Below are 21,759 nucleotides of genomic sequence, written 5' to 3' on the forward strand. Positions count from 1 at the left end.
GTAGCCTGAATGTTAACTTTTATCAATCACAAAAAACTATGCAAGACATCTCAGCTTTAAAACTATTGGCTCTCGATACGGCAACGGAAGCCTGTTCGGCCGCAATTCTTAACCACCAACAACTGGATACACGGTTTGAGGTTGCTCCGCGCGATCATACCCGCAAAATATTACCGCTGGTGGCAGAATTACTTGAGGGTCAGCAATTGGCACTGACTGATCTGGATGCACTCGTTTTTTGCCGTGGACCTGGTAGTTTTACCGGCGTCAGAATTGGCATAGGTATCGCTCAGGGGCTGGCCCTGGGGGCAGAATTGCCAATGATTGGTGTCTCTACCCTGGCGGCTCTGGCCGAAGGTGCCTGGCGGTTAAAGCAGGCAGACAGAGTGCTTACTGCCATAGATGCCCGGATGGGTGAGGTTTATTGGGCAGAATATCAGCGCACGGCCGAAGGAGAGTGGCAGGGTGTCGACACTGAGCAGGTCATGAATCCGGCTCAGGCTGTTGAACGGATGCAGCAACTCTCCGGGCGCTGGGCTATAGCGGGTACTGGCTGGCAGGCTTATCCTGAAATGGAGCAAGGCCATACGCTGGAGCTGGAGCTGAGCGGATCTGAGCTACCGACGGCACAGGACATGTTACCGCTGGCGGTCAGCCAGTGGCAGCGCGGGGAGATGTCCGCCGTGGCGGAAATTGAACCCGTTTATTTGCGTAATGAAGTTACATGGAAAAAATTACCCGGCAGATGATGCTTTGCTGCAACCCGCGGTGATTTAAGCGGTCTAAGTGGATAATACTCAGGAGATTATTATGCTCAGTTTAAGAAAGGGTTGTTCTGCATTGATGCTGGCATCCGTGTTATTACTTGCCGGATGTGCAACTGTACCTCAAAGTATTCGCGGAATTTCTCCGGAGCCGCAACAGGACCTGGTCCGGGTGATGAATGCCCCACAGCTTTACGTAGGACAGGAATCCCGGTTTGGCGGTCAGGTGGTGAAAGTTACCAACAGTAATGGTATGACCCGCATTGAACTGGCGGTTCAACCGCTGGATGACAGTGCCCGGCCAATACTGGGTTCGGCATCGACCGGACGGATTTATGCTGACGTGCATGGATTTGTGGACCCGGTCAATCTGAATAATCAGTACCTGACAGTATTAGGTAATATCCGCGGTACAGAGAAAGGTCAGATTGGTCAGGCAACCTATGACTTTTTGGTTATCGATGTGACAGGCTATCAGCGTTGGCATCTGGCTAGTCAGGTAGTGAGCCCGCCAATGCCAATGGATCCGTGGATTTGGTATGGCCCTGGTCCCGGCCGATACCGCCATGGCTACTGGGGGAATCCCTGGTGGGGTTTTTATAGCCCCGGTCCCGCCACGGTTGAGACATACCTTACCGAATAAACCCCCGGGCATGCCAGTGAGAAGGCCTCCCCCGTCCCGGGATAAAGGCAAGTGAGATATCCGGCCCGGAGCCAGTATGGCTCCGGGTTTTTTATGTGCAGGGCCGTTAATATATGCAGTAATTAGTGACAGATATCGCAACACGGAGATCGTGTTATTAGCATACTGGTACAATGAGTTAAAATAATGTTAAACGGGCAGGAGGGATTTAACATGGTGTTACAATATGATTTTTCAACGCCAGCAAGGACGAAGGCCTGGTTAGCACATTATCCTGACGGGGTACCGCCGGAGATCGATGCCGATCACTATAACTCACTGATTGATCTTTTCGAACATGCAGTACTACGCTATAACGATAAACCCGCCTATATCAGTATGGGAGAAGAGCTGACGTTCCGCCAGTTGGAAGAGCAGAGCTGTGCCTTCGCGGCTTATCTACAGCAGGAACTCAAGTTGGAAAAAGGCGCCAGGGTTGCGCTGATGATGCCCAACACTTTGCAGTTTCCAATAGCTCTGTTCGGCATTCTGCGGGCGGGTATGGTGGTTGTAAATGTTAATCCGTTATATAAGCCCAGAGAGTTACGCCATCAATTGTCTGACAGTGGCGCGGAAGCGATCGTTATAGTCAGTAATTTTGTTCATACTCTCCAACAGGTGATTGGTGACACCCGGGTAAAACACGTGATTGTTTCTCAGCTAGGTGACGGCCTGCGTTGGCCTAAACGTACCCTGGTGAATCTGGCGGTGAAGTATGTTAAACGGCTGGTACCGGCCTGGTCTCTGGCAGGCGTACACTCCTATCGCGAATGCCTCAGACGAGGGCGCCAACTGACTTACGTTCGGCCAGAACTCAATAACAGTGATCTGGCGTTTTTGCAATATACCGGAGGTACAACCGGACTGGCAAAAGGGGCGATGCTGACTCACCGGAACCTGCAGGCTAACCTCGAGCAGTGTAAAGCGATGTATGGCGGATTGCTGACTCCTGGCGAAGAGATGGTGGTGACGGCATTGCCTTTGTATCACATCTTCGCCCTGACCGTGAATTGTCTGCTTTTTCTGGAGGTAGGTGGGAGTAATCTACTGATTACTAATCCTTTTGATACTAAATCCATGATTAAAACACTCGGACGTTACCGGTTTACGACGCTGAGCGGGGTAAATACTTTATTTAATAGTTTGCTGAGTAACCCTGAGTTCAGAAAACTGGATTTTACAGCGCTCAAACTCACTGTCGGTGGGGGAATGGCCGTCAATAAAATCGTCGCTGAACGGTGGGAGGCATTGACGGGTAATTATCTTCTGGAGGGATATGGCCTGACGGAGTGTTCTCCACTGGTTTCCGTCAATCCCTGTAATATTACCAGTTATACTGGCAGTATCGGAGTACCGGTACCTTCTACAGAAATAAAAGTGGTGGATGATAACGGTCAGGAATTGTTGGACGGCGAGCAGGGAGAATTACTGATTCGTGGGCCACAGGTGATGGCAGGTTACTGGCAACAACCTGAAGCGACACGTGAGGTAATGACAGATGGCTGGCTGCACAGTGGGGATATTGTTACAGTAGACAGTGAAGGTTTTATCCGGATTGTTGATCGTAAAAAAGATATGATTCTGGTATCGGGTTTTAATGTTTATCCCAGTGAAATCGAAGAAGTAATCATGTCTCATGCCAAGGTTTCTGAAGTGGCCGCGGTGAGTGTACCGAGCGATGCGACGGGAGAGGCAATCAAAGTGTATGTGGTCGTCAGAGATAAGTCGCTGACCCGGGAAGAGTTACTTGACCATTGTCGTCAAAATCTGACAGGCTATAAAATTCCTAAATATATTGAATTTCGTGATGCTTTACCGAAAAGTAATGTTGGAAAAATTTTGCGCCGTGAGTTGCGCGCAGAAGCGGTGGCAAAAGGCCAGGGCTGACAGGGTGAAGCATTTTTATGTCAACGCCGGCTAAACCGGCGTTTTGTTTTTATGTCATCGCTGCGGAGAATTTTCGCAGTAAGAGAGAATTTTGCTTTGAATTATCAAATTATCGACACTGATCAACAACTGGCTGAAGTCTGCCAGTCCGCCCTGAAACACTCAGCCGTTGCTCTGGATACCGAATTTGTACGTACCCGCACCTACTATCCACAATTAGGGTTAATTCAGTTATTTGACAGTGAGGCGGTGACCCTGATTGATCCTCTCACTATTACTGACTGGTCGCCGTTTATTACATTGTTAAGTGATCAGCGGGTGATTAAATATCTTCATGCCGGTGGAGAGGATCTTGAGGTCTTTCTGCACCGTTTTTCAGTGTTGCCGTCACCGATGGTGGATACACAAATTCTGGCGGCATTTCTCGGTTACCCTATGTCACTGGGATTTGCTGCGATGGTGGCAGAGTTTACCGGGGTTGAGCTGGATAAGAGCGAATCCAGAACTGACTGGCTCGCCCGGCCGTTAACCGAACGTCAGTGCCTTTATGCTGCGGCTGATGTGGAATATTTGCTGCCGATTGCCCGGAAATTGCATCAGCAAGCCACTGAGCGACAGGTACTGGATAAAGCATTGAGTGAATGTGAGATGTTATGTGAACGGCGTCAGGATATTCTGCCAGCAGAACATGCGTGGGCAGAAATAGGTCAGGCCTGGCAACTACGTCCGCGTCAGCTGGCGGCCCTACAAAAACTGGCGGCCTGGCGACTGAGCTATGCACGACGTAAAGATATGGCCGTCAATTTTGTGGTGAAAGAAGAGAATCTGTGGAAAGTCGCTCGTTACCTGCCAGGATCGTCAGGGGAGTTACAGCAACTGGGGTTGACCGGGCCCGAGATTCGGTTTCATGGTCAGACGATGCTACAGTTGGTGGCAGAAGCTCAGGCCGAACCTGAACAACAACTACCGGCGGCGATAAAAAATCTTATTGACTGTCCAGGTTACAAGACACTGTTTAAGGATTTAAAAGCCTTTATTAAGCAGACAAGTGAACAAACGGGTTTCAGTCAGGAACTTCTGGCCTCACGCAGGCAAATAAATCAGGTACTGTCAGCGCACTGGCAGATAAAGCCCCGGGAAAATACACCAGAATTATTAAAAGGATGGCGGGGAGAGTTAATGGCAGAAAAAATCACCGCCATTATTGCCGCTAAATAATTCAGAGAGATGCCGCGGTTTAACGCGGCATCTGTTATCTGTCCCACGAAATCATTTCGGTGCTTCTTCCGTTTCCGGCAAGGTCACGTTGAGTTCAAGAATCGAAATGTCTTCGCCTTTTTGATCCAACTGGACAGTCACCATATCCGGATCAATCTTCACATATTTACAAATCACTTCCAAAATATCGCGCTTTAACTGCGGCAGGTAGTGGGGCTCGCTGTCCCCACGACGACGTTCCGCAACAATAATCTGCAATCTTTCTTTGGCGATATTAGCAGTATTTTTTTTACGGGATAAAAAGAAATCAAGTAATGCCATGGCTTATCCCCCGAACAGGCGTTTTAGGAAACCCTTCTTCTCTTCTTCAATAAAGCGGAAGGGACGTTCTTCGCCGAGTAAGCGATCGACGGTATCAGCATAGGCTTTACCTGCATCTGAAACGGTATCCAGGATAACAGGCTCCCCCTGGTTAGAGGCGCGCAACACCGACTGGTCTTCAGGAATCACACCTACCAGAGGAATGCGCAGAATTTCCAGCACATCTTCCATGCTTAGCATATCACCGCGGCTGACACGACCCGGGTTATAACGGGTCAATAGCAGGTGTTCTTTCACCGGATCCTGCCCTTTTTCGGCACGACGTGATTTGGAGGCAATAATGCCGAGAATACGGTCTGAGTCACGGACCGAAGAAACTTCAGGGTTGGTGGTGATAACCGCTTCATCAGCGAAGTAGAGTGCCATCAACGCACCGGTTTCAATACCGGCCGGTGAGTCACAGACAATAAAATCGAAGTCCATGGTTGCCAGTTCATCCAGTACTTTACCGACACCTTCATAATTCAGGGCATCTTTATCACGGGTTTGTGATGCAGGAAGAATGAACAGGTTTTCGGTACGCTTATCTTTAATCAGAGCCTGATTCAGTGTGGCATCACCCTGGATCACGTTAACGAAGTCATAAACGACGCGTCGTTCACAGCCCATGATTAAATCCAGGTTACGCAAACCGATATCGAAATCGATAACGACGGTTTTTTTTCCCTTTTGCGCTAAACCGGTTGCGATGGCCGCGCTTGACGTTGTCTTGCCAACGCCCCCTTTACCAGATGTAACTACAATAATGCGTGCCATATATAATGATTTCCTTAACAATAGAAAAGGGGTCTAATTTAGTGTCTTTATCGACAATACACCGTCGGTTAATGTTAGTCGTGCGGCCTTGCCAAAAAACTCCGCAGGAATTTGATCCATAATCCAGTATTCTCCGGCAATGGATACCAACTCGGCCGCTAAATTTGTGCAAAATATTCCGGCATTTTGGTCCCCACCTGCTCCGGCGAGAGCCCGGCCACGCATCATTCCGTAAATATGAATATTACCATCAGCAACAAGTTCTGCGCCTGCGCTGACACTACTGGTGACGATTAAGTCAGCATTTTTAGCATAAATCTGTTGCCCGGACCGCACCGGGGTATTGATTATGCGGGTTCTGGCAAATTTTTCACTGTCGACAACCGGAGCCTGAGTGACAGATTCTGCAGCGACGGGAGTAGTTTCACCTTTCGCTGGCTTACGGGTTTCTTTACCTTCAGTTAATACAGGTAAACCCGCCGCCTGAATCAGTGACTTCAGTTGCTCGTCTTTACAGCCACTTACCCCCATAATCCGCAAACCGGTTGAGGTAACGGCCTGTTGCATTTGTGTCCAGTTAACCGCTGATGATAGCGATGAAATATTCAGGACTACCGGGGCATTTTTGAGAAACGCCGGGGCCTGATCAATTTTTTCCTGAAGCGCCTGACGAATCACCTCGGGTTGTGAATGGTGAAGATGGACAACAGATAAAGTAAAACTGCTGCCTTTTAGTTCGATTGGCGTTTGCGACATCTGTCCCGACTCAGTCCTGTTTGACAGTTTCATTTCTGAACAAGCGATAAAATATCTACACCTGGCCCAGAAGGTTCAATATTCGAATGACACCTGTCATGTTATAGTTACACTATTATAGAGGCAAGTCACCATACAGATTAATTCGGAGAAAAATATGTTTTGCGCCATTTACAGAAGTTCGCTACGTGATCAGACTTATCTGTATATCGAAAAAAAAGATGACTTTTCCCGTGTGCCCGCTGAACTACTCAAGGGATTTGGCAAACCAGTGCTGGCTATGGTGATTTCACTCTCTGGCCGCGAGAAACTGGGTAGTGCGGACATTGTGAAAGTCAGACAGGAATTACAGGATAAAGGTTATTATTTACAGGTACCTCCTCCGGTAGAAAACTTACTTAAAATGCACCTGTCTGCTAACGAAAATTAATTATTAGGATTCCTCTGTAAATATAACCAGTGTTATTTGCAGAGCATTATTTCTGTTTTGTTCCACTTTTCCCGGATGTCTCTGCGCTAAACAGTTAACCCACATTTTATTTGTCAGGGATTCCACCGCCACAGACGGATGGACTACAGGTAAGACTTTGTTACTTATTGTCTGTAGCTGTGGTTAACAAGTACGCAGTTACGCTATTTTCTTTTACTGGTTTTCTTGCTAAGTATAACGGAGGTTAATGCTTTCTTATACCAAACAAAGGGGACATCATGTATCAGCATCGTAACTGGCAGGGTGAGTTACTCAATTTACCCGCAGGGAAAGTAGTCTGTGTAGGAAGCAACTACGCTAAACATATCAGTGAAATGGGGAGTATCACTCCGGAAGAACCGGTGGTATTCATTAAGCCGGAGACGGCGCTCTGTGATCTTCGTCAGCCGCTCTCTCTGCTGTCGGGCTTGGGTGAGATTCATCATGAAGTGGAACTGGCCGTGTTGATTGGCAGCACCTTACAGCAAGCCAGTGAAGAACAGGTTTTGCCGGCGATTGCGGGTTACGGTGTCGCACTGGATTTGACTCTGCGTACTGTTCAGGCAGGTCTGAAGAAGAAAGGGCAGCCGTGGGAAAAATCGAAAGGCTTTGATAATTCTTGTCCGGTTTCCGGATTTATTCCGGCGTCCGAATTTAGCGGTGATCCTCAAAACACGCCACTGAAACTGGAAATCAACGGGGAAGTGCGTCAGTCAGGAAATACCAGCGATATGATGTACAAGATTGTGCCCCTGATTGCTTATATGTCACGCTTCTTTACCCTGCGTCCCGGTGACATTATTCTGACCGGCACCCCCGAAGGTGTGGGTCCGTTAGCGACCGGTGATTCGTTAAAAGTGTCATTTGCTGACCACGGTGTGAGTACAAGAGTGTCGTAATACTTGCATATCCGGTGATGACTCTTTATAACGGGCGGCTGATTTATATAAAGAGACAAAATTATGATAACCAATCCTCCTTTCTGGAAAACCAAAAGTCTTGATCAAATGACAGATGAGGAGTGGGAATCTGTCTGTGATGGTTGCGGGCAGTGTTGTCTGAACAAATTGCAGGACGCGGAGACAGATGAAATTTACTTCACCAATGTGGCCTGCAATTTACTTAATATAAAAAGTTGTCGTTGTAAGCATTATGAAACGCGCTTTGAGTACGAACCGGATTGTATCAAACTCACACGAGCGAACCTGCCGACTTTCTCCTGGTTACCAAAGACCTGTGGTTACCGGCTACTGGCCGAAGGAAAGTCACTACCTGAGTGGCATCCGTTGCTGACGGGGTCAGCCAGGGAAATGCACGCTAAACGCATTTCAGTCAGATACATTGCGGTGCGTGAAAGTGAAGTTCGGAACTGGGAAGATCATATTATCGAAAGACCGGATCAGAATGGCTGCTAAGCAGCCATGGTTCTGGTTATGGCTGGCCGTTTATTTTCTGCGGCTGAATACACTCAACTGGGCAATCAGCACTAACACGGCAACCAGCAGGTAGACGACAAAAACCCCTAACAGCCATTCCGGCATACTCAGGTTAAACAGTGTCCAGCTACGGTCAAGACAGTTACCGCTGGCAACGAACATTCCCGGTACCCATTTGTCGAGGGGTAACCAGGACGGGAATCTTGCCATAAAGTCACAGGTGGCAAATAGTGGGGGATGAACCTGTAACATGGTATGTTCCCAGGATAAACGGACACCTTCACATGCACCAATCAACCAGATGATAATTCCGATAAAGCGGAATGGCGTCGCGGGAGCAAGAGCGCCTACCAGGCCGGCCAGCAGCACACCTAACAGGGCGCAACGCTCATAAATACACATTACACAAGGCTTCAACCCCATAACATGCTGAAACCAAAGAGCGGTAAGTTCTAACGCAAAGGCCGTTAGCGCAAGGAGTAACCATGCTGCGCGGCCTTTAGAACAACGGTTTAACATTCGTAACATGCTGTTTTCCTTGTCCAAATCAGATATCCTGCAGTGTAAACCAAAACGGCAGATAATCCACCAATATCCCATATCAACCCGTGTTGAAAATGTCACCCTTTGTTGCGCTGGTGGAAGTTTGAGAATTGTACGGGAAAACGGCATCGGATATAGAAATTTATTGATGTTGATCGTGTTTTAATACTCAGTGATGCTATATGGCTGATAATGGTTTTGTTATGATGAATCAATAAACGGACAGTTGGTAAAGAGATAATTTGCTATGGTCATTAAGGCGCAAAGCCCGGCAGGGTTCGCTGAAGAATTTATTATTGAAAGTATCTGGAATAGCCGTTTTCCGCCGGGATCTATTCTGCCTGCCGAGCGTGAGCTGTCTGAGCTGATTGGTGTCACCCGCACCACACTGCGCGAAGTTCTGCAACGGTTAGCCCGCGATGGCTGGCTAACGATTCAGCACGGTAAACCCACGCGGGTGAATGACTTCTGGGAAACTTCGGGTCTGAACATTCTCGAAACACTCGCCAGACTCGATCACGAAAGCGTTCCGCAGCTGATTGATAATCTGCTGTCAGTACGCACTAATATTGCGACCATCTTTATCAGCCGTGCACTGCGTCACTATCCTGAACAGTCGCGGGCAGTTCTGACTGATGCTCGTGAAGCTGAACTCCGCGGTGATGACTACTCGGATATTGATTACCGGGTTTTCCGTGGCCTGGCGTTTGCTTCCGGTAACCCGATCTACGGTCTTATTATCAATGGGCTTAAAGGTCTCTATACCCGGGTGGGTAAGCAGTACTTTGCCAATCCTCAGGCTAAGGAGAGGGCGCACGAATTTTACACCACACTGTATAAGCTGTGTGATCCAAAAACAGCCAACGATAAAATTACTGAACTGGTGCGGGATTACGGTCGTGACAGTGGTAAAATCTGGCACAGCATGCAAAAGCCCGCTGCTTAACCCGGGAAACTCCGGCCGTCTCCGGCCGGACAGAGACTATATTTGTTGGCGGGGAGGACAGCGTTCAAGAATATCGACACTGCCGTCATCATTTAACTGCTCCAGTTTTACATCAAATCCCCATAACCGGTGCACATGCTTCATCACTTCGGTGCGGCTATCAGCCAGTGAAGCGCGGTTTTGCGGTATATAACGTAGTGTCAGAGAACGATCGCCTCGTAAATCCACATCCCATACCTGAATGTTTGGTTCAATATTACTCAGGTTGTACTGAGCAGAGAGTTGCTGTCGTATCGTACGGTATCCTTCATCATCATGAATGGCCGATATTTCCAGGAAATTTTTCCGATCATCGTCAGCCACCGAGAACAGATGGAAATCACGGATCACTTTAGGTGACAGAAACTGGCTGATAAAACTTTCATCTTTAAATTCCCGCATCGCAAAATGTAAAGTTTCCAGCCAGTCGCTGCCTGCAATATCCGGGAACCAGACTCTGTCTTCCTCTGTCGGGAACTGACAGATTCGTTTAATGTCCTGAAACATCGCAAATCCCAGGGCATAAGGGTTAATTCCACTATACCACTGGCTGTTGTACGGTGGCTGGGCAACGACATTGGTGTGACTGTGCAGAAATTCCATCATAAACCGCTCAGTCACTTTTCCCTCATCATATAAATGATTGAGGATAGTGTAATGCCAGAAGGTGGCCCATCCCTCATTCATCACCTGAGTCTGTTTCTGGGGATAGAAATACTGGCTGATTTTGCGCACGATACGGAGAATCTCGCGTTGCCACGGCTCCAGCAATGGTGCGTTTTTCTCCATGAAATAAAGCAGGTTTTCCTGTGGCTCCGTTGGATAACGGGGCCGTTCGATCGCAGTTTCTTCTTTTTCTCTTCGTGGCAAAGTTCTCCACAAGGTATTTACCTGACTTTGCAGATAAGCCTCGCGGCTTTCTTGTCGTGTTTTTTCTTCCTGCAGAGATATTTTTTGAGGTCTTTTATAACGGTCTACCCCATAGTTCATCAGCGCATGACAGGAGTCCAGCAACCGTTCTACTGCTTCAATACCGTATTTCTCCTCACAATCAGAAATATAATTACGGGCAAATAGCAGATAATCAACGATAGAGCCCGCATCGGTCCAGCTACGGAACAGGTAGTTATTTTTAAAGAAGGAGTTATGACCATAGCAGGCATGGGCCATGACCAGCGCCTGCATGGTCATGGTATTTTCTTCCATCAGATAAGCTATACACGGATTGGAATTGATAACAATTTCATAAGCCAGCCCTTGTTGACCTTGCTTATAGAGCTGTTCGGTTTCAATAAATTTTTTACCGAATGACCAGTGGGCATAGTTGATAGGCATGCCAATGCTGGAATATGCATCCATCATTTGTTCTGACGTAATTACTTCTATCTGATGCGGATAGGTATCCAGCCGGTATGACTTAGCAACACGGTCAATTTCGGCCAGGTAAGTTTCAAGCAGTCCAAAGGTCCAGTCCGGACCATCGCTCAGACGTTCGGGTCGAAGCGAAGGGGCATCAAAAACAGTTGTCATAGCGCACCTCGTCTATCTACAGTGGTCTGTCTACAGTAAGTTATCGCCTGGTATCAGACTCATCATCCTGATGAGGAAAATTGTTTCGGGTGACTTTTTAAGGATAGCTGATTCTTTTAGGTTGCAATGACAGGCTAGCGCGAAAACGGATACAAAAGAAGGCTCAGATTACTGCCGTGCGAGTTTTTTGTGCCAAATACCATTAACTGACTCAAAAAACAGAACAATATACTGTATATAAGTAGATTGTATGGCAACATTTAAAAATTCTGACATGCATTAATAAAATCACATTCCGCATAATTAACTGCCGAGTTTTAATTTAAAACCAATTTAACTACTGAATATTCACCATGATGCTAATTTTTGTTATCAAAACAGCAAAAACAAGGTGAAATAGACTAAACGGTGGGGTTCTGGTCTGGATAGTTAATATCACCAGACTTTGGATCATAATTTAGGTTTTTATGCTGAAGGTGCTGCGATGAAAGTACTTATTCTTGGAAGTGGAGTTGTCGGTGTTGCCAGTGCCTGGTATCTGGCACAGGCGGGTCACGAGGTGACCGTCATTGATCGCACCAGTGGTCCTGCGGAGGAGACCAGTGCGGGTAATGCCGGGCAGATTTCTCCCGGTTATGCTTCACCATGGGCCGCGCCGGGCATTCCATTGAAAGCCGTAAAATGGATGTTCCAGCGCCACTCGCCGCTCTCAATTCGTCCTGATGGATCTGCTTTCCAGTTGCAGTGGATGTGGGAAATGCTAAAGAACTGTACTCTGCCGCATTATCACGAAAATAAGAGCCGCATGGTACGTATTGCAGAGTACAGCCGTGACTGCCTTAAGGAGTTACGTGCGACAACGGGAATAGAATACGAAGGGCGGCAGGGTGGAACTTTACAGCTGTTTCGCACTGAACAGCAGTACGCGAATGCGGCGAAAGATATTGAAGTGCTCAGAGAAGCCGGTGTCCCTTACCGACTGGTCGAATCTGCGGAATTACCTTCTATTGAACCCGCTTTATCGGCAACCCGACACAAACTTACCGGTGGTCTGCAACTGCCTAATGATGAGACAGGGGACTGTAAATTATTTACTCAGCGACTGGCTGCGATGGCAGAGCAGGCTGGGGTGACTTTTCGCTATAACGTGACGATCGACAGGCTGTTACGTGAAGGGAACAGCATCACTGGCATTCGTTGCGGCAGTGAAACGCTTACCGCAGACCGTTATATCGTCGCCTGTGGTTCATACTCTACGGCATTGTTAAAAGATATTGTGTCTGTTCCTGTCTATCCCTTGAAAGGCTATTCACTGACGATACCCATCAAAAATTATGATGCAGCCCCTGTTTCTACCGTCCTTGACGAAACTTATAAAATCGCCGTGACCCGGTTTGATGACCGTATCCGGGTCGGGGGAATGGCGGAGATTGTTGGATTTAACACCAAACTATTGCCTGCGCGCAGGGAAACGCTGGAGATGGTGGTCAGTGATCTTTATCCTGAAGGTGGCCAGATTGAACAGGCAACATTCTGGACAGGTTTACGACCGATGACACCGGATGGTACTCCGATCGTCGGACGCACTCCGTTAGCTAATCTGTATCTGAATACAGGCCATGGCACACTGGGCTGGACCATGGCCTGTGGGTCCGGAAAATTAATCGCTGATATTATTTCCGGGAAAACACCGGATATCGCAGTCGATGACTTATCGGTCATGCGCTACCTGCCGGGTTTTGATGTCAGTTCATCGCACCCCAAAGTCAGTATTGCCCGTTAAGGATACCAGGAGAATTGTATGTCACGACCGATTATCGCAACTGTAAGTCATCAGGCCCTGAAGCATAACCTCTCTGTCGTCAAACAGACGGCATCAGGAGCTAAGGTCTGGTCCGTTGTGAAATCTAATGCTTACGGGCATGGTATCGCCCGCTGTTTACCTGCATTATCTGCCACGGATGGTTTCGCATTACTGAATTATGAAGAAGCCATTTTGCTACGTGAACATGGCTGGGAGAAGCCGGTTTTACTACTGGAAGGCTTTTTCAAACCAGCCGACCTTTCTTTACTGGATAGGTACCGGCTGAGCACCAGTATTCACAGTGAATGGCAGATTGAGGCGTTGGCTAGTGCGCAACTGTCTGCACCGCTAAATATTTTTGTCAAAGTAAACACCGGGATGAACCGTCTGGGTTTCCGACCCGAACAGGTCGCTGCTGTCTGGAAACGACTGGCTGCATTGCCGAATGTGGGTGAAATGACATTAATGACCCATTTCGCCCGCGCAGAAGACAGCGATGGTGTCGATGAACCATTGGTAAAAATTGATCAAATTATCGCCGACTTATCTGAGGTTCCGCCACGATGCCTGGCGAATTCCGCTGCCACACTTTGGCACCCGCAAACTCATCATCAATGGGTCCGGCCGGGTATCATTCTGTACGGTGCATCACCTTCAGGACGCTCGCAGGATATCGCAAACACTGGTCTGAAACCGGCCATGCGCCTGAACAGCGAAATTATAGGGATTCAACAGCTACAGCCCGGGGAAGGAGTGGGGTATGGATACCGGTACCACTCAACGACATCGCAGCGTATTGGGGTGGTGGCCTGTGGCTATGCTGATGGGTATCCCCGGCATGCGCCTACCGGAACACCCGTGGCAGTTGATGGAGTGGTAACGCAGACACTCGGGGCTGTTTCAATGGATATGATTATGGTTGATCTGACACCCTGTCCGCAGGCAACTATCGGTTCGTCTGTGGAATTATGGGGGGAACAAGTACCGATAGATGACGTAGCACAGTCTTCCGGTACTGTCGGATATGAACTCATGTGTGCGGTAGCACCGCGCGTCCCATTCCGTATTGAGCTTTAAGCTCGGCGATTATAGTCACCCCAATAGAATTTTGGGGTGACTATTGAGTTACAGAGCTTTAAGGGTGCCCTTGACACGATGGCTGCACCGCCACGCTATTATTGCCAGTAGGGCGCCAGTAAGCATCATCAGAGTTAACGCGATTCGTGGATCCACAGGCAATGTCAGTATCGCCAGGCTTCCTCCGGCCCCTCCGGCCATCTGAATAAATCCCTGCAACGCAGAGGCCATACCAGCCTGCTGTTGATAAGGTTCCAGTGCATAGCTGGTTGCCGGGCCGATGATGAAAGCCAGTCCGGAGACTGCGACGGCGACCGGCAACATATAACACACCCAGAAATGTTGCAGGTCTGTGCTGAACCAAAGGATTTCGCCCGTCATCATGGCTGCAGCAACCAGCATCAGCAGGGCACCGGACAGCAGACAGAAAGGTCTGCCGGCTTTACGTATGACATAACTGACCAGTTGACTGACCAGCATAATCCACAACCCGTTAGCCCCAAATACCAGCGCGAAGGTAAAAGGGGACAAGCCACCTTGTTCCATCAGTACCCCGGGAGCCAGCGACACATAAGTGAGTACCATTCCCAAAGCCCCGGCATTTGCCAGGGAGAAACAGACAAAGCGCAGGCTGGTGAGTATGGTCAGGTACTGTTTTAATGGGAAATATGGGACCTTCAGTGTGTTCTCAGGACGGGTTTCAGGTAACCGAAAAATGATCAGTAATCCGATGATCAGACCGTACAACGCCAGAAAGCCAAAGGGGGCCCGCCAGCCAAACAGTCCGGCTAAAGTACCGCCGAGTAACGGCGCCAGTGCCGGTACGATATTTAACGCGCCGTTAAGAAAGCCGAAAGTTTTAGCCGCCTCATCACCGCTCAGGCGGTCACGCACACCGCTGAAAGCCACTACCGCCGTACAACACACCGCACAGCCCTGCACAATTCTTGCTGTCAAAAACCAGGGCCAGCTGACAGCGAAAACGGCAGCCAGGCTGCCGGCCACATATAGAACCAGTCCCGCGATAGCCACGGGCTTACGGCCGAGATTATCGACCAAAGGCCCGGTCACCAGTTGTCCCAACCCCATGACCAGCAGGAACAGTGGGATGGTTGACTGAATATTGTCTACCGGGGTGGAAAGTCCGACAGCAATCTGTGGCAATGTCGGCAGATACAGGTCAATACCCAGAGGTGCCAGCAGAACCAGCGAAAGTAGTAACAGAGTGTATTTATTCATGAAAAAAGCAGAGGTTCCGCAAAAAAAGGGGGACAAAATTACCGTTGTTATCCTGGCCGGTAGTCGAATGATAAAGTTTAACCTGCAGACCCGGAGTATGGCGGGTCGGCAGGAACAGGTTCAGGACTGGCCATCTGTCATCCTGACACCCACTTTTACGATGTTATTATCTTCTTTTTCTGCAATGGTCCAGATAACATTCAGCCATTCCAGTTGGTCACCTACGACCGGGGTACCCCCCAGTTGTTGAATGATCATTTTCGCCAGTGGCTGATGTGCCTGAATATCCTGGTCGAGATCCAGGCCATAGACCTGAGCAATATCATACAAATCAGTGCTGGCATCCAAAATAAAATCACCAAAAAAACGTTGTTCCAGCGCGACAGGGGGACTATCACTGAATATTTTCCCCAGTGCCGGTAAGTCTTTCTCCCGGCCAATGATGCACAAAATATCACCCTCTTTGAGCCTGGTAGAACCTGACGGGTGCATCAACTCGTTATCGCGGAACAGGGCAGCAATCCGGGTTTCAGCTGGCATTTCCAGTTCCCGTAACGCGGCACCAATACACCATTTATCGTCACTTAACTGATAGACAAACTCTTCCCACGGACTGCGTGGATCAATATCCAGACCAATACGCTGAATAGGCTCAGCCGCCGGAGGGACGATTACTCTGGCCAGTTTAGCCGCCCGGGTCAGTGAGGTGCCCTGCAGCATTAAAGAAACCAGCACTACAAAAAAGGCAATGTTGAAGTAGAGTTTAGCGTTATCCAGTCCGGCCATCATCGGGAAAACAGCCAGGATAATAGGGACTGCACCGCGCAGTCCGACCCAACTGATAAAAAAACGCTCACGAAGGGTGAAATTTCTAAACGGAAGCAATCCGGTAAATACTGATAAAGGTCTGGCGACAAAGATTAGCCACAACGAGAGCAGCATGGCCGGTACTGCGATTTGCCACAGATCACTGGGTACAACCAGCAGACCCAGCACGATAAACATGCCTATCTGACTTAACCAGGCCATCCCGTCAAAGGTTTGCAGAATGCCGTGCCGGTTACGCACCGGAGAATTCCCCAGCCAGCAACCACAGAGATAGACGGCCAGAATACCGCTGCCTTCCATCAGTGTAGTAAACGAAAATACCAGAATCCCGCCGCTGACGGCTAACAGTGGATATAATCCTGATGACAGCGTAATACGGTTAATTAGTTGTTGAATAGCAAAACCGCCGCCAATACCGAACACAATACCTAGCCCAAATTCCTGAACCAGATGGACCACAAACATCATATCCAGTTCGGTTTTACCTTTACTGATCATATCGATCAGTGTGATGGTCAGGAAAACAGCCATGGGGTCATTACTGCCGGATTCTATTTCAAGTGTTGAGCTGACCCTTTCATTTAAACCTTTCCCGCCCAGCAGTGAAAATACCGCCGCCGCATCGGTGGATCCAATTATTGCCCCAATCAGAAATCCCTGCATCAGATCGAGGTTAAATAGCCAGGCTGCTATCATACCCGTGAGGCCTGCCGTAATTAGCACACCGACAGTTGCCAGAGACAATGAGGGCCAGAGAGCCACTTTGAGTGATCCGGCTTTGGTGCGCATTCCACCATCCAGCAGGATAACCGCCAACGCCAGATTGGAAATTAAATAAGCGGCAGGGTAATTATCAAAGGCTATGCCGCCGATACCATCTTCCCCCGCCAGCATGCCGAGCGCGAGGAAGATCACCAGGATAGGAATACCCAGCCGGGACGAAAAGGCACTAAGGATAATACTTGATGCTACCAGCACTGAGCCAATAACAAAAAGACTATAAATCATGCTGGTTTCCAAATGACAGCTCCCTGAAGATAGATGATTTACTGAAAAGAGGAGGGAGTGGAGAGTGGTATTGCAGAACTCAGCCGCAAAATACACTGCCACCCTTAAATTTAAACTGAACTACGACGCAAGCCGCCGCACAAAGGCTAAAACACGTCTGATCAATAGCGAATTTGTACCGTAAACCAGAGATGAGTCGACTATTACATTACGCGATATTAAACAGAAGAAGGGAAAATGGTTATGCTGTCAGAGACAGAATTACTGACCTGGCATCCAGGCACCGCTGGCAATAAACCAGCCCAACAGTACTACCCCTGCGACAATAATAGCGACAGGAAACAGATAACCAATCTTCATGTTAAAGACCTTCTTAATGATATCTGGCCGAACCGGTGGGTCAGGTATTCCAGGGTAACCAGTGATGAGTCAGCAGAAACATCGTCAGTTCAAGAATAATGACCAGACTCAGGATAACGCCCAGTTTATGATTACAAATCCATGCAGTCATCGTTGTTAACTCCACAGTGACCCGGATGCTGATTATTATACCTTTTGCCGCGATTAAGTTGAATCTCAGCCAACAGTTTTTTTACATTCATTCGAGGGCTGGTGACTGGAGCTAAGGCTATCCGGGTCAGGGCGGTGTTCAGCCAGAAGGAGAATCACACAGGCAAGTTTTCTGTGCCGTGTTGAAATTGGTTATCACATCGGGGCCGGCATTACGAAATAAGTGAAGAGTCACAATGAAGCCGTCTGAGCAGACAGACTAAAATAACAGCCGGTTGTCTGCCGGCTGTTGCGGACAAGGTTAATTATCTGCGTTCTGTCGCTGGAACAGCTCACGGAAGACCGGATAGATATCTTCGGGTTCGCGGATATGTTGTATTGCAAAATTACCAAACTGATTCTGCAATTGTTCATATTCACGCCATAAGGTTTGATGGGCGCGTCGGGTTATTTCAATGTAACTGTAGTAACGGACCACGGGCAGTATCTGGCTGGCCAGAATCTGATGACACAACGGTGAGTCATCTGCCCAGTTATCACCATCGGATGCCTGCGCAGCATAAATATTCCACTGTAAAGGGTCATAGCGCTCTTTGATAACCTCATCCATTAGCTTAAGCGCACTCGATACAATGGTTCCTCCGGTTTCCTGTGAGTAAAAGAATTCCTGCTCATCCACTTCTTTGGCCTGGGTATGGTGACGAATATAGACCACATCCACGTTTTTATAGCTACGGCTAAGGAACAAATAGAGCAGGATATAAAAACGTTTAGCCATATCCTTGGTGGGCTGATCCATAGAACCAGAGACATCCATCAGACAGAACATAACAGCCTGGCTGGAGGGCTCCGGACGTTTTTCAAAGTTTTTATACCTCAGGTCGAAGGTATCGATAAAGGGAACCCTGGCAATGCTTGCCTTCAGTTCTGTAATTTCTGTTGATAAGCGTTCCTCCTCGAGTAACTGGATCGGCTCGCGGGATTGAATCGATTCCAAAGCCTGCTCCAGTTCACGCAACTGACGACGTTTCCCTGCCGTCATGGCAGTACGCCGTGCCAGTGAATTTTGCAGCGACCGTACCACACTGATATTGGAAGGTACGCCGTTAGCGGTATAACCAGCACGGTGAACTTTGAATTCTGTCACCTGGTTATGGTTATTTTTCTGCAAATTGGGTAAAGCCAGGTCTTCGAATAACAGATCCAGATATTCATCTTTTGAAATATTAAAACTAAACTCGTCCTGACCTTCTCCCTGCTGGCTGGCTTCTCCCTGACCACTGCCGCCTCCGCCACCCCCCGGGTTACGTTCAATGCGGTCACGGGTGACGAAGTGATCGTTACCCGGATGAACCCTGACCCGTTCGCCTCCGCCGCCCTGATGGAACATTGGTTCACGTATGTCATCGACAGGGATGGATACGGACTCTCCACTGCCGGTATCTGTCACTGAACGTTTGTTGATGGCTTCAGAGATCGACTTCTTAATCTGTGATTTGTAACGGCGTAAAAAGCGCTGCCGGTTAACAGCACTCTTATTTTTACCGTTCAGACGCCGATCGATAAAATAGGACATAGCACACTCCCGGACATCACTGTGATACGAACCGGCTCGTGCCGGTCCGGCGCCGGAAAGCGGGATGCTCTCCGGCGCAACTGACGGTTTATGAGGATTTACGTACGCGTAAATACCATTCACAAAGCAGTCTTACCTGTTTACGGGTATATCCTTTCTCCATCATCCGGTCGACAAAATCGTCGTGTTTTTTCTGTTCATCGGTTGAGGTTTTGGTATTGAACGAGATTACCGGTAGCAACTCTTCAGTGTTAGAGAACATTTTTTTCTCAATCACTGTCCGCAGTTTCTCGTAACTGGTCCAGTTCGGATTCCGGCCGCCATTCTGTGCCCGTGCACGCAACACGAAATTGACGATTTCATTACGGAAATCTTTAGGGTTGCTTATGCCGGCAGGTTTCTCAATTTTCTCCAGCTCAGCATTCAGCGACTCCCGGTCGAATAACTGACCGGTATCAGGATCACGATATTCCTGGTCCTGAATCCAGAAGTCTGCATAAGTCACATAACGGTCGAAAATGTTCTGACCATACTCGGAGTAGGATTCCAGATAGGCGGTCTGAATTTCCTTACCAATAAATTCGGCATACTTAGGAATCAGATAACCTTTCAGGAACTCCAGATATTTATCCGCCTGTTCCTGAGGGAACTGTTCACGTTCAATTTGTTGTTCCAGCACATAGAACAGGTGCACCGGGTTTGCCGCAACTTCGGTATGATCAAAGTTAAACACCCGGGACAAAATTTTGAACGCAAAACGGGTAGACAAGCCATTCATGCCTTCATCAACCCCGGCATAATCATGATATTCCTGCCAGGATTTCGCTTTTGGATCAGTATCCTTGAGGCTCTCACCGTCATAGACCCGCATTTTGGAATAAATGCTGGAGTTTTCCGGCGATTTCAGGCGTGACAAAATGATGAAGCGAGCCAGTGTTTCAAGTGTTCCAGGTGCACAGGGCACGCTGGTCAGCTCACTGTTATTTAACAGTTTCTCATAAATACGGATCTCCTCAGATACCCGCAGGCAGTAAGGCACCTTGACGATATACACACGGTCGAGAAATGCTTCATTATTTTTGTTGTTACGGAACTGCACCCATTCTGATTCGTTTGAGTGCGCCAGAATCATGCCGTTAAACGGCAGGGCGGAGATACCTTCAGTGCCGTTATAGTTACCTTCCTGTGTCGCGGTCAGCAACGGGTGAAGAACTTTGATGGGTGCCTTAAACATCTCGACAAATTCCATCACCCCCTGGTTTGCACGGCACAAGGCACCCGAATAGCTGTAAGCATCAGGATCGTTCTGGGCAAAGTGTTCCAGTTTGCGGATATCCACTTTACCGACCAGGGCGGATATATCCTGGTTATTTTCATCGCCAGGTTCAGTCTTGGCGATAGCCAGTTGTTCCAGAATCGATGGCCAGACTTTCACTACTTTAAAACGAGTGATATCGCCTCCGAATTCATGCAGCCGTTTGGCTGCCCATGGCGACATAATGGTACCCAGGTAGCGGCGGGGGATGGCATACTCTTTTTCAAGAATCGCGGCATCCTCCTGAGGATTGAACAGACATAACGGGTGGTCGTTGACCGGGCTACGTTCACCATTAGCCGTCAGGACATAAATAGGGACCCGCTGAATCAGGGCTTTAAGCCGTTCGGCCAGTGAAGATTTACCTCCACCCACCGGACCCAGCAGATAAAGAATCTGTTTCTTCTCTTCCAGTCCCTGGGCGGCATGTTTCAGATAAGAGACAATTTGTTCGATAGCGTCTTCCATGCCGTAGAACTCTTCAAACGCAGGGTACCGGGAGACCACACGGTTCGAAAAAATACGTGACAGTCGGGGATCCTGGGCTGTGTCTACCATTACCGGCTTGCCGATGGCGGTCAGCAGCCGTTCGGCAGCATTCGCATAGGCACTACGATCCTGTTTACAGATTGAAAGAAATTCCTGCAATGTGAACTCTTCGTCTTTGGCCGCTTCATAGCGCTGGCGATAGTGATCGAATATATTCATAACGATGCCCGTCCTTTCAGTTTTAGCACAGGTAAAGGAGCATGCCTCTGCAGGATCTGCTCCTGGAAATACGGCTCTGCTATCAGTACAGCAACCCTTATGCCAGGATATGATTTTATAAAAAGATAATGCCCGGAAAGGGGTGAAAAGTGGTTTTTAAATGAGCCGTATAATTTAACTGTAGTAACTATCTGACAGTTTTGCTGATGTTATTTGAATTATTTCGCGATATATCAATAACAAACTGTGCTATCAGGCTGGCACACTGAGCTCAAAGGGGTAAAAGA

General features: G+C 48.4%; 20 protein-coding genes. 10 read left to right on the forward strand and 10 right to left on the reverse strand.

The window, feature by feature from the left end; genetic code table 11:
* Nucleotides 1–38 precede the first annotated feature (38 nt).
* The 4 genes from tsaB (at nt 39) to rnd (ending at nt 4,551) form a co-directional block, all read left to right on the forward strand.
* On the forward strand, nt 39–749 hold the full coding sequence (tsaB, locus tag B3Z23_RS07680) for a tRNA (adenosine(37)-N6)-threonylcarbamoyltransferase complex dimerization subunit type 1 TsaB (protein ID WP_294906371.1): 711 nt from the start codon (nt 39–41) through the stop codon (nt 747–749).
* A gap of 61 nt (nt 750–810) precedes the next feature.
* On the forward strand, nt 811–1,407 hold the full coding sequence (locus B3Z23_RS07685) for a Slp family lipoprotein (protein WP_294906374.1): 597 nt from the start codon (nt 811–813) through the stop codon (nt 1,405–1,407).
* A 213-nt stretch (nt 1,408–1,620) separates the two neighbouring features.
* Complete coding sequence (gene fadD / locus B3Z23_RS07690; RefSeq protein WP_294906376.1) at nt 1,621–3,333, forward strand: long-chain-fatty-acid--CoA ligase FadD; 1,713 nt, start codon at nt 1,621–1,623, stop codon at nt 3,331–3,333.
* A gap of 96 nt (nt 3,334–3,429) precedes the next feature.
* Nucleotides 3,430–4,551, forward strand: a complete 1,122-nt coding sequence (rnd, locus tag B3Z23_RS07695) for a ribonuclease D (protein ID WP_294906378.1) — start codon at nt 3,430–3,432, stop codon at nt 4,549–4,551.
* A 51-nt stretch (nt 4,552–4,602) separates the two neighbouring features.
* Here the strand turns inward: rnd and minE are convergent, their stop codons facing one another.
* From minE to minC, 3 genes are read right to left on the reverse strand one after another with little or no spacing between them, the layout of a single operon-like run.
* Nucleotides 4,603–4,872 carry a cell division topological specificity factor MinE gene (gene minE, locus B3Z23_RS07700; protein ID WP_038020843.1) on the reverse strand — a complete coding sequence of 90 codons (270 nt, stop codon included), beginning with the start codon at nt 4,870–4,872 and terminating at the stop codon, nt 4,603–4,605.
* A 3-nt stretch (nt 4,873–4,875) separates the two neighbouring features.
* Nucleotides 4,876–5,688 (reverse strand): septum site-determining protein MinD, encoded by an 813-nt coding sequence (gene minD, locus B3Z23_RS07705; RefSeq protein WP_087488532.1) that lies wholly within the window; start codon nt 5,686–5,688, stop codon nt 4,876–4,878.
* A 33-nt stretch (nt 5,689–5,721) separates the two neighbouring features.
* Entirely contained in the window at nt 5,722–6,444 is a 723-nt protein-coding gene (gene minC / locus B3Z23_RS07710) for a septum site-determining protein MinC (RefSeq protein ID WP_294906384.1), read from the reverse strand.
* A gap of 157 nt (nt 6,445–6,601) precedes the next feature.
* Between minC and B3Z23_RS07715 the strand changes: the two genes are divergently transcribed.
* From B3Z23_RS07715 to B3Z23_RS07725, 3 genes are all read left to right on the forward strand, one after another.
* Nucleotides 6,602–6,874, forward strand: a complete 273-nt coding sequence (locus tag B3Z23_RS07715; protein WP_294906387.1) for a YcgL domain-containing protein — start codon at nt 6,602–6,604, stop codon at nt 6,872–6,874.
* 278 nt (nt 6,875–7,152) lie between these two features.
* Complete coding sequence (locus B3Z23_RS07720) at nt 7,153–7,812, forward strand: fumarylacetoacetate hydrolase family protein (RefSeq protein ID WP_294906390.1); 660 nt, start codon at nt 7,153–7,155, stop codon at nt 7,810–7,812.
* Nucleotides 7,813–7,878: 66 nt separating this feature from the next.
* A complete protein-coding gene (locus B3Z23_RS07725) occupies nt 7,879–8,328 on the forward strand; it encodes a YcgN family cysteine cluster protein (RefSeq protein ID WP_294907667.1) in 450 nt (149 codons plus the stop codon).
* Between the two features lie 30 nt (nt 8,329–8,358).
* Here B3Z23_RS07725 and dsbB read toward each other — a convergent pair whose 3' ends face one another.
* A complete protein-coding gene (gene dsbB, locus B3Z23_RS07730; RefSeq protein WP_294906393.1) occupies nt 8,359–8,877 on the reverse strand; it encodes a disulfide bond formation protein DsbB in 519 nt (172 codons plus the stop codon).
* Between the two features lie 262 nt (nt 8,878–9,139).
* Between dsbB and fadR the strand changes: the two genes are divergently transcribed.
* Nucleotides 9,140–9,838 (forward strand): fatty acid metabolism transcriptional regulator FadR, encoded by a 699-nt coding sequence (gene fadR, locus B3Z23_RS07735; protein WP_294906396.1) that lies wholly within the window; start codon nt 9,140–9,142, stop codon nt 9,836–9,838.
* A gap of 36 nt (nt 9,839–9,874) precedes the next feature.
* On the opposite strand, the gene B3Z23_RS07740 is transcribed toward fadR, so the two are convergent.
* Nucleotides 9,875–11,407 carry a SpoVR family protein gene (locus tag B3Z23_RS07740; protein WP_294906399.1) on the reverse strand — a complete coding sequence of 511 codons (1,533 nt, stop codon included), beginning with the start codon at nt 11,405–11,407 and terminating at the stop codon, nt 9,875–9,877.
* Between the two features lie 484 nt (nt 11,408–11,891).
* On the opposite strand from B3Z23_RS07740, the gene B3Z23_RS07745 reads away from it, so the two are divergent.
* Together B3Z23_RS07745 and dadX are read left to right on the forward strand one after the other, a co-directional pair.
* Entirely contained in the window at nt 11,892–13,190 is a 1,299-nt protein-coding gene (locus B3Z23_RS07745) for a D-amino acid dehydrogenase (protein ID WP_294906402.1), read from the forward strand.
* A gap of 18 nt (nt 13,191–13,208) precedes the next feature.
* Nucleotides 13,209–14,288 carry a catabolic alanine racemase DadX gene (gene dadX, locus B3Z23_RS07750; RefSeq protein ID WP_294906405.1) on the forward strand — a complete coding sequence of 360 codons (1,080 nt, stop codon included), beginning with the start codon at nt 13,209–13,211 and terminating at the stop codon, nt 14,286–14,288.
* Nucleotides 14,289–14,336: 48 nt separating this feature from the next.
* Here dadX and B3Z23_RS07755 read toward each other — a convergent pair whose 3' ends face one another.
* The 5 genes from B3Z23_RS07755 to B3Z23_RS07775 form a co-directional block, all read right to left on the reverse strand.
* Nucleotides 14,337–15,527: a multidrug effflux MFS transporter gene (locus B3Z23_RS07755; RefSeq protein WP_294906408.1), complete on the reverse strand. Its 1,191-nt coding sequence runs from the start codon at nt 15,525–15,527 to the stop codon at nt 14,337–14,339.
* A 120-nt stretch (nt 15,528–15,647) separates the two neighbouring features.
* Nucleotides 15,648–17,363 (reverse strand): potassium/proton antiporter, encoded by a 1,716-nt coding sequence (locus B3Z23_RS07760; protein ID WP_414716471.1) that lies wholly within the window; start codon nt 17,361–17,363, stop codon nt 15,648–15,650.
* A gap of 261 nt (nt 17,364–17,624) precedes the next feature.
* Nucleotides 17,625–17,723, reverse strand: coding sequence for a YoaK family small membrane protein (locus B3Z23_RS07765; RefSeq protein ID WP_156994551.1), 99 nt, complete (start codon nt 17,721–17,723; stop codon nt 17,625–17,627).
* A 451-nt stretch (nt 17,724–18,174) separates the two neighbouring features.
* Nucleotides 18,175–19,449, reverse strand: coding sequence for a YeaH/YhbH family protein (locus B3Z23_RS07770; RefSeq protein ID WP_294906417.1), 1,275 nt, complete (start codon nt 19,447–19,449; stop codon nt 18,175–18,177).
* Between the two features lie 88 nt (nt 19,450–19,537).
* Entirely contained in the window at nt 19,538–21,472 is a 1,935-nt protein-coding gene (locus tag B3Z23_RS07775) for a PrkA family serine protein kinase (protein WP_038020827.1), read from the reverse strand.
* Nucleotides 21,473–21,759 lie beyond the last annotated feature (287 nt).

The organism is Tatumella sp. UBA2305, from assembly GCF_002345795.1.
Lineage (GTDB): Bacteria > Pseudomonadota > Gammaproteobacteria > Enterobacterales > Enterobacteriaceae > Tatumella > Tatumella morbirosei.

Bases quoted from the DNA above. Each gene is read 5' to 3' on its own strand.
- tsaB (WP_294906371.1), top strand. From the start codon at position 39: ATGCAAGACATCTCAGCTTTAAAACTATTGGCTCTCGATACGGCAACG.
- B3Z23_RS07685 (WP_294906374.1), top strand. From the start codon at position 811: ATGCTCAGTTTAAGAAAGGGTTGTTCTGCATTGATGCTGGCATCCGTG.
- fadD (WP_294906376.1), top strand. From the start codon at position 1,621: ATGGTGTTACAATATGATTTTTCAACGCCAGCAAGGACGAAGGCCTGG.
- minE (WP_038020843.1), bottom strand. From the start codon at position 4,872: ATGGCATTACTTGATTTCTTTTTATCCCGTAAAAAAAATACTGCTAAT.
- minD (WP_087488532.1), bottom strand. From the start codon at position 5,688: ATGGCACGCATTATTGTAGTTACATCTGGTAAAGGGGGCGTTGGCAAG.
- minC (WP_294906384.1), bottom strand. From the start codon at position 6,444: ATGTCGCAAACGCCAATCGAACTAAAAGGCAGCAGTTTTACTTTATCT.
- B3Z23_RS07715 (WP_294906387.1), top strand. From the start codon at position 6,602: ATGTTTTGCGCCATTTACAGAAGTTCGCTACGTGATCAGACTTATCTG.
- B3Z23_RS07720 (WP_294906390.1), top strand. From the start codon at position 7,153: ATGTATCAGCATCGTAACTGGCAGGGTGAGTTACTCAATTTACCCGCA.
- dsbB (WP_294906393.1), bottom strand. From the start codon at position 8,877: ATGTTACGAATGTTAAACCGTTGTTCTAAAGGCCGCGCAGCATGGTTA.
- fadR (WP_294906396.1), top strand. From the start codon at position 9,140: ATGGTCATTAAGGCGCAAAGCCCGGCAGGGTTCGCTGAAGAATTTATT.
- B3Z23_RS07740 (WP_294906399.1), bottom strand. From the start codon at position 11,407: ATGACAACTGTTTTTGATGCCCCTTCGCTTCGACCCGAACGTCTGAGC.
- B3Z23_RS07745 (WP_294906402.1), top strand. From the start codon at position 11,892: ATGAAAGTACTTATTCTTGGAAGTGGAGTTGTCGGTGTTGCCAGTGCC.
- dadX (WP_294906405.1), top strand. From the start codon at position 13,209: ATGTCACGACCGATTATCGCAACTGTAAGTCATCAGGCCCTGAAGCAT.
- B3Z23_RS07755 (WP_294906408.1), bottom strand. From the start codon at position 15,527: ATGAATAAATACACTCTGTTACTACTTTCGCTGGTTCTGCTGGCACCT.
- B3Z23_RS07760 (WP_414716471.1), bottom strand. From the start codon at position 17,363: ATGATTTATAGTCTTTTTGTTATTGGCTCAGTGCTGGTAGCATCAAGT.
- B3Z23_RS07765 (WP_156994551.1), bottom strand. From the start codon at position 17,723: ATGAAGATTGGTTATCTGTTTCCTGTCGCTATTATTGTCGCAGGGGTA.
- B3Z23_RS07770 (WP_294906417.1), bottom strand. From the start codon at position 19,449: ATGTCCTATTTTATCGATCGGCGTCTGAACGGTAAAAATAAGAGTGCT.
- B3Z23_RS07775 (WP_038020827.1), bottom strand. From the start codon at position 21,472: ATGAATATATTCGATCACTATCGCCAGCGCTATGAAGCGGCCAAAGAC.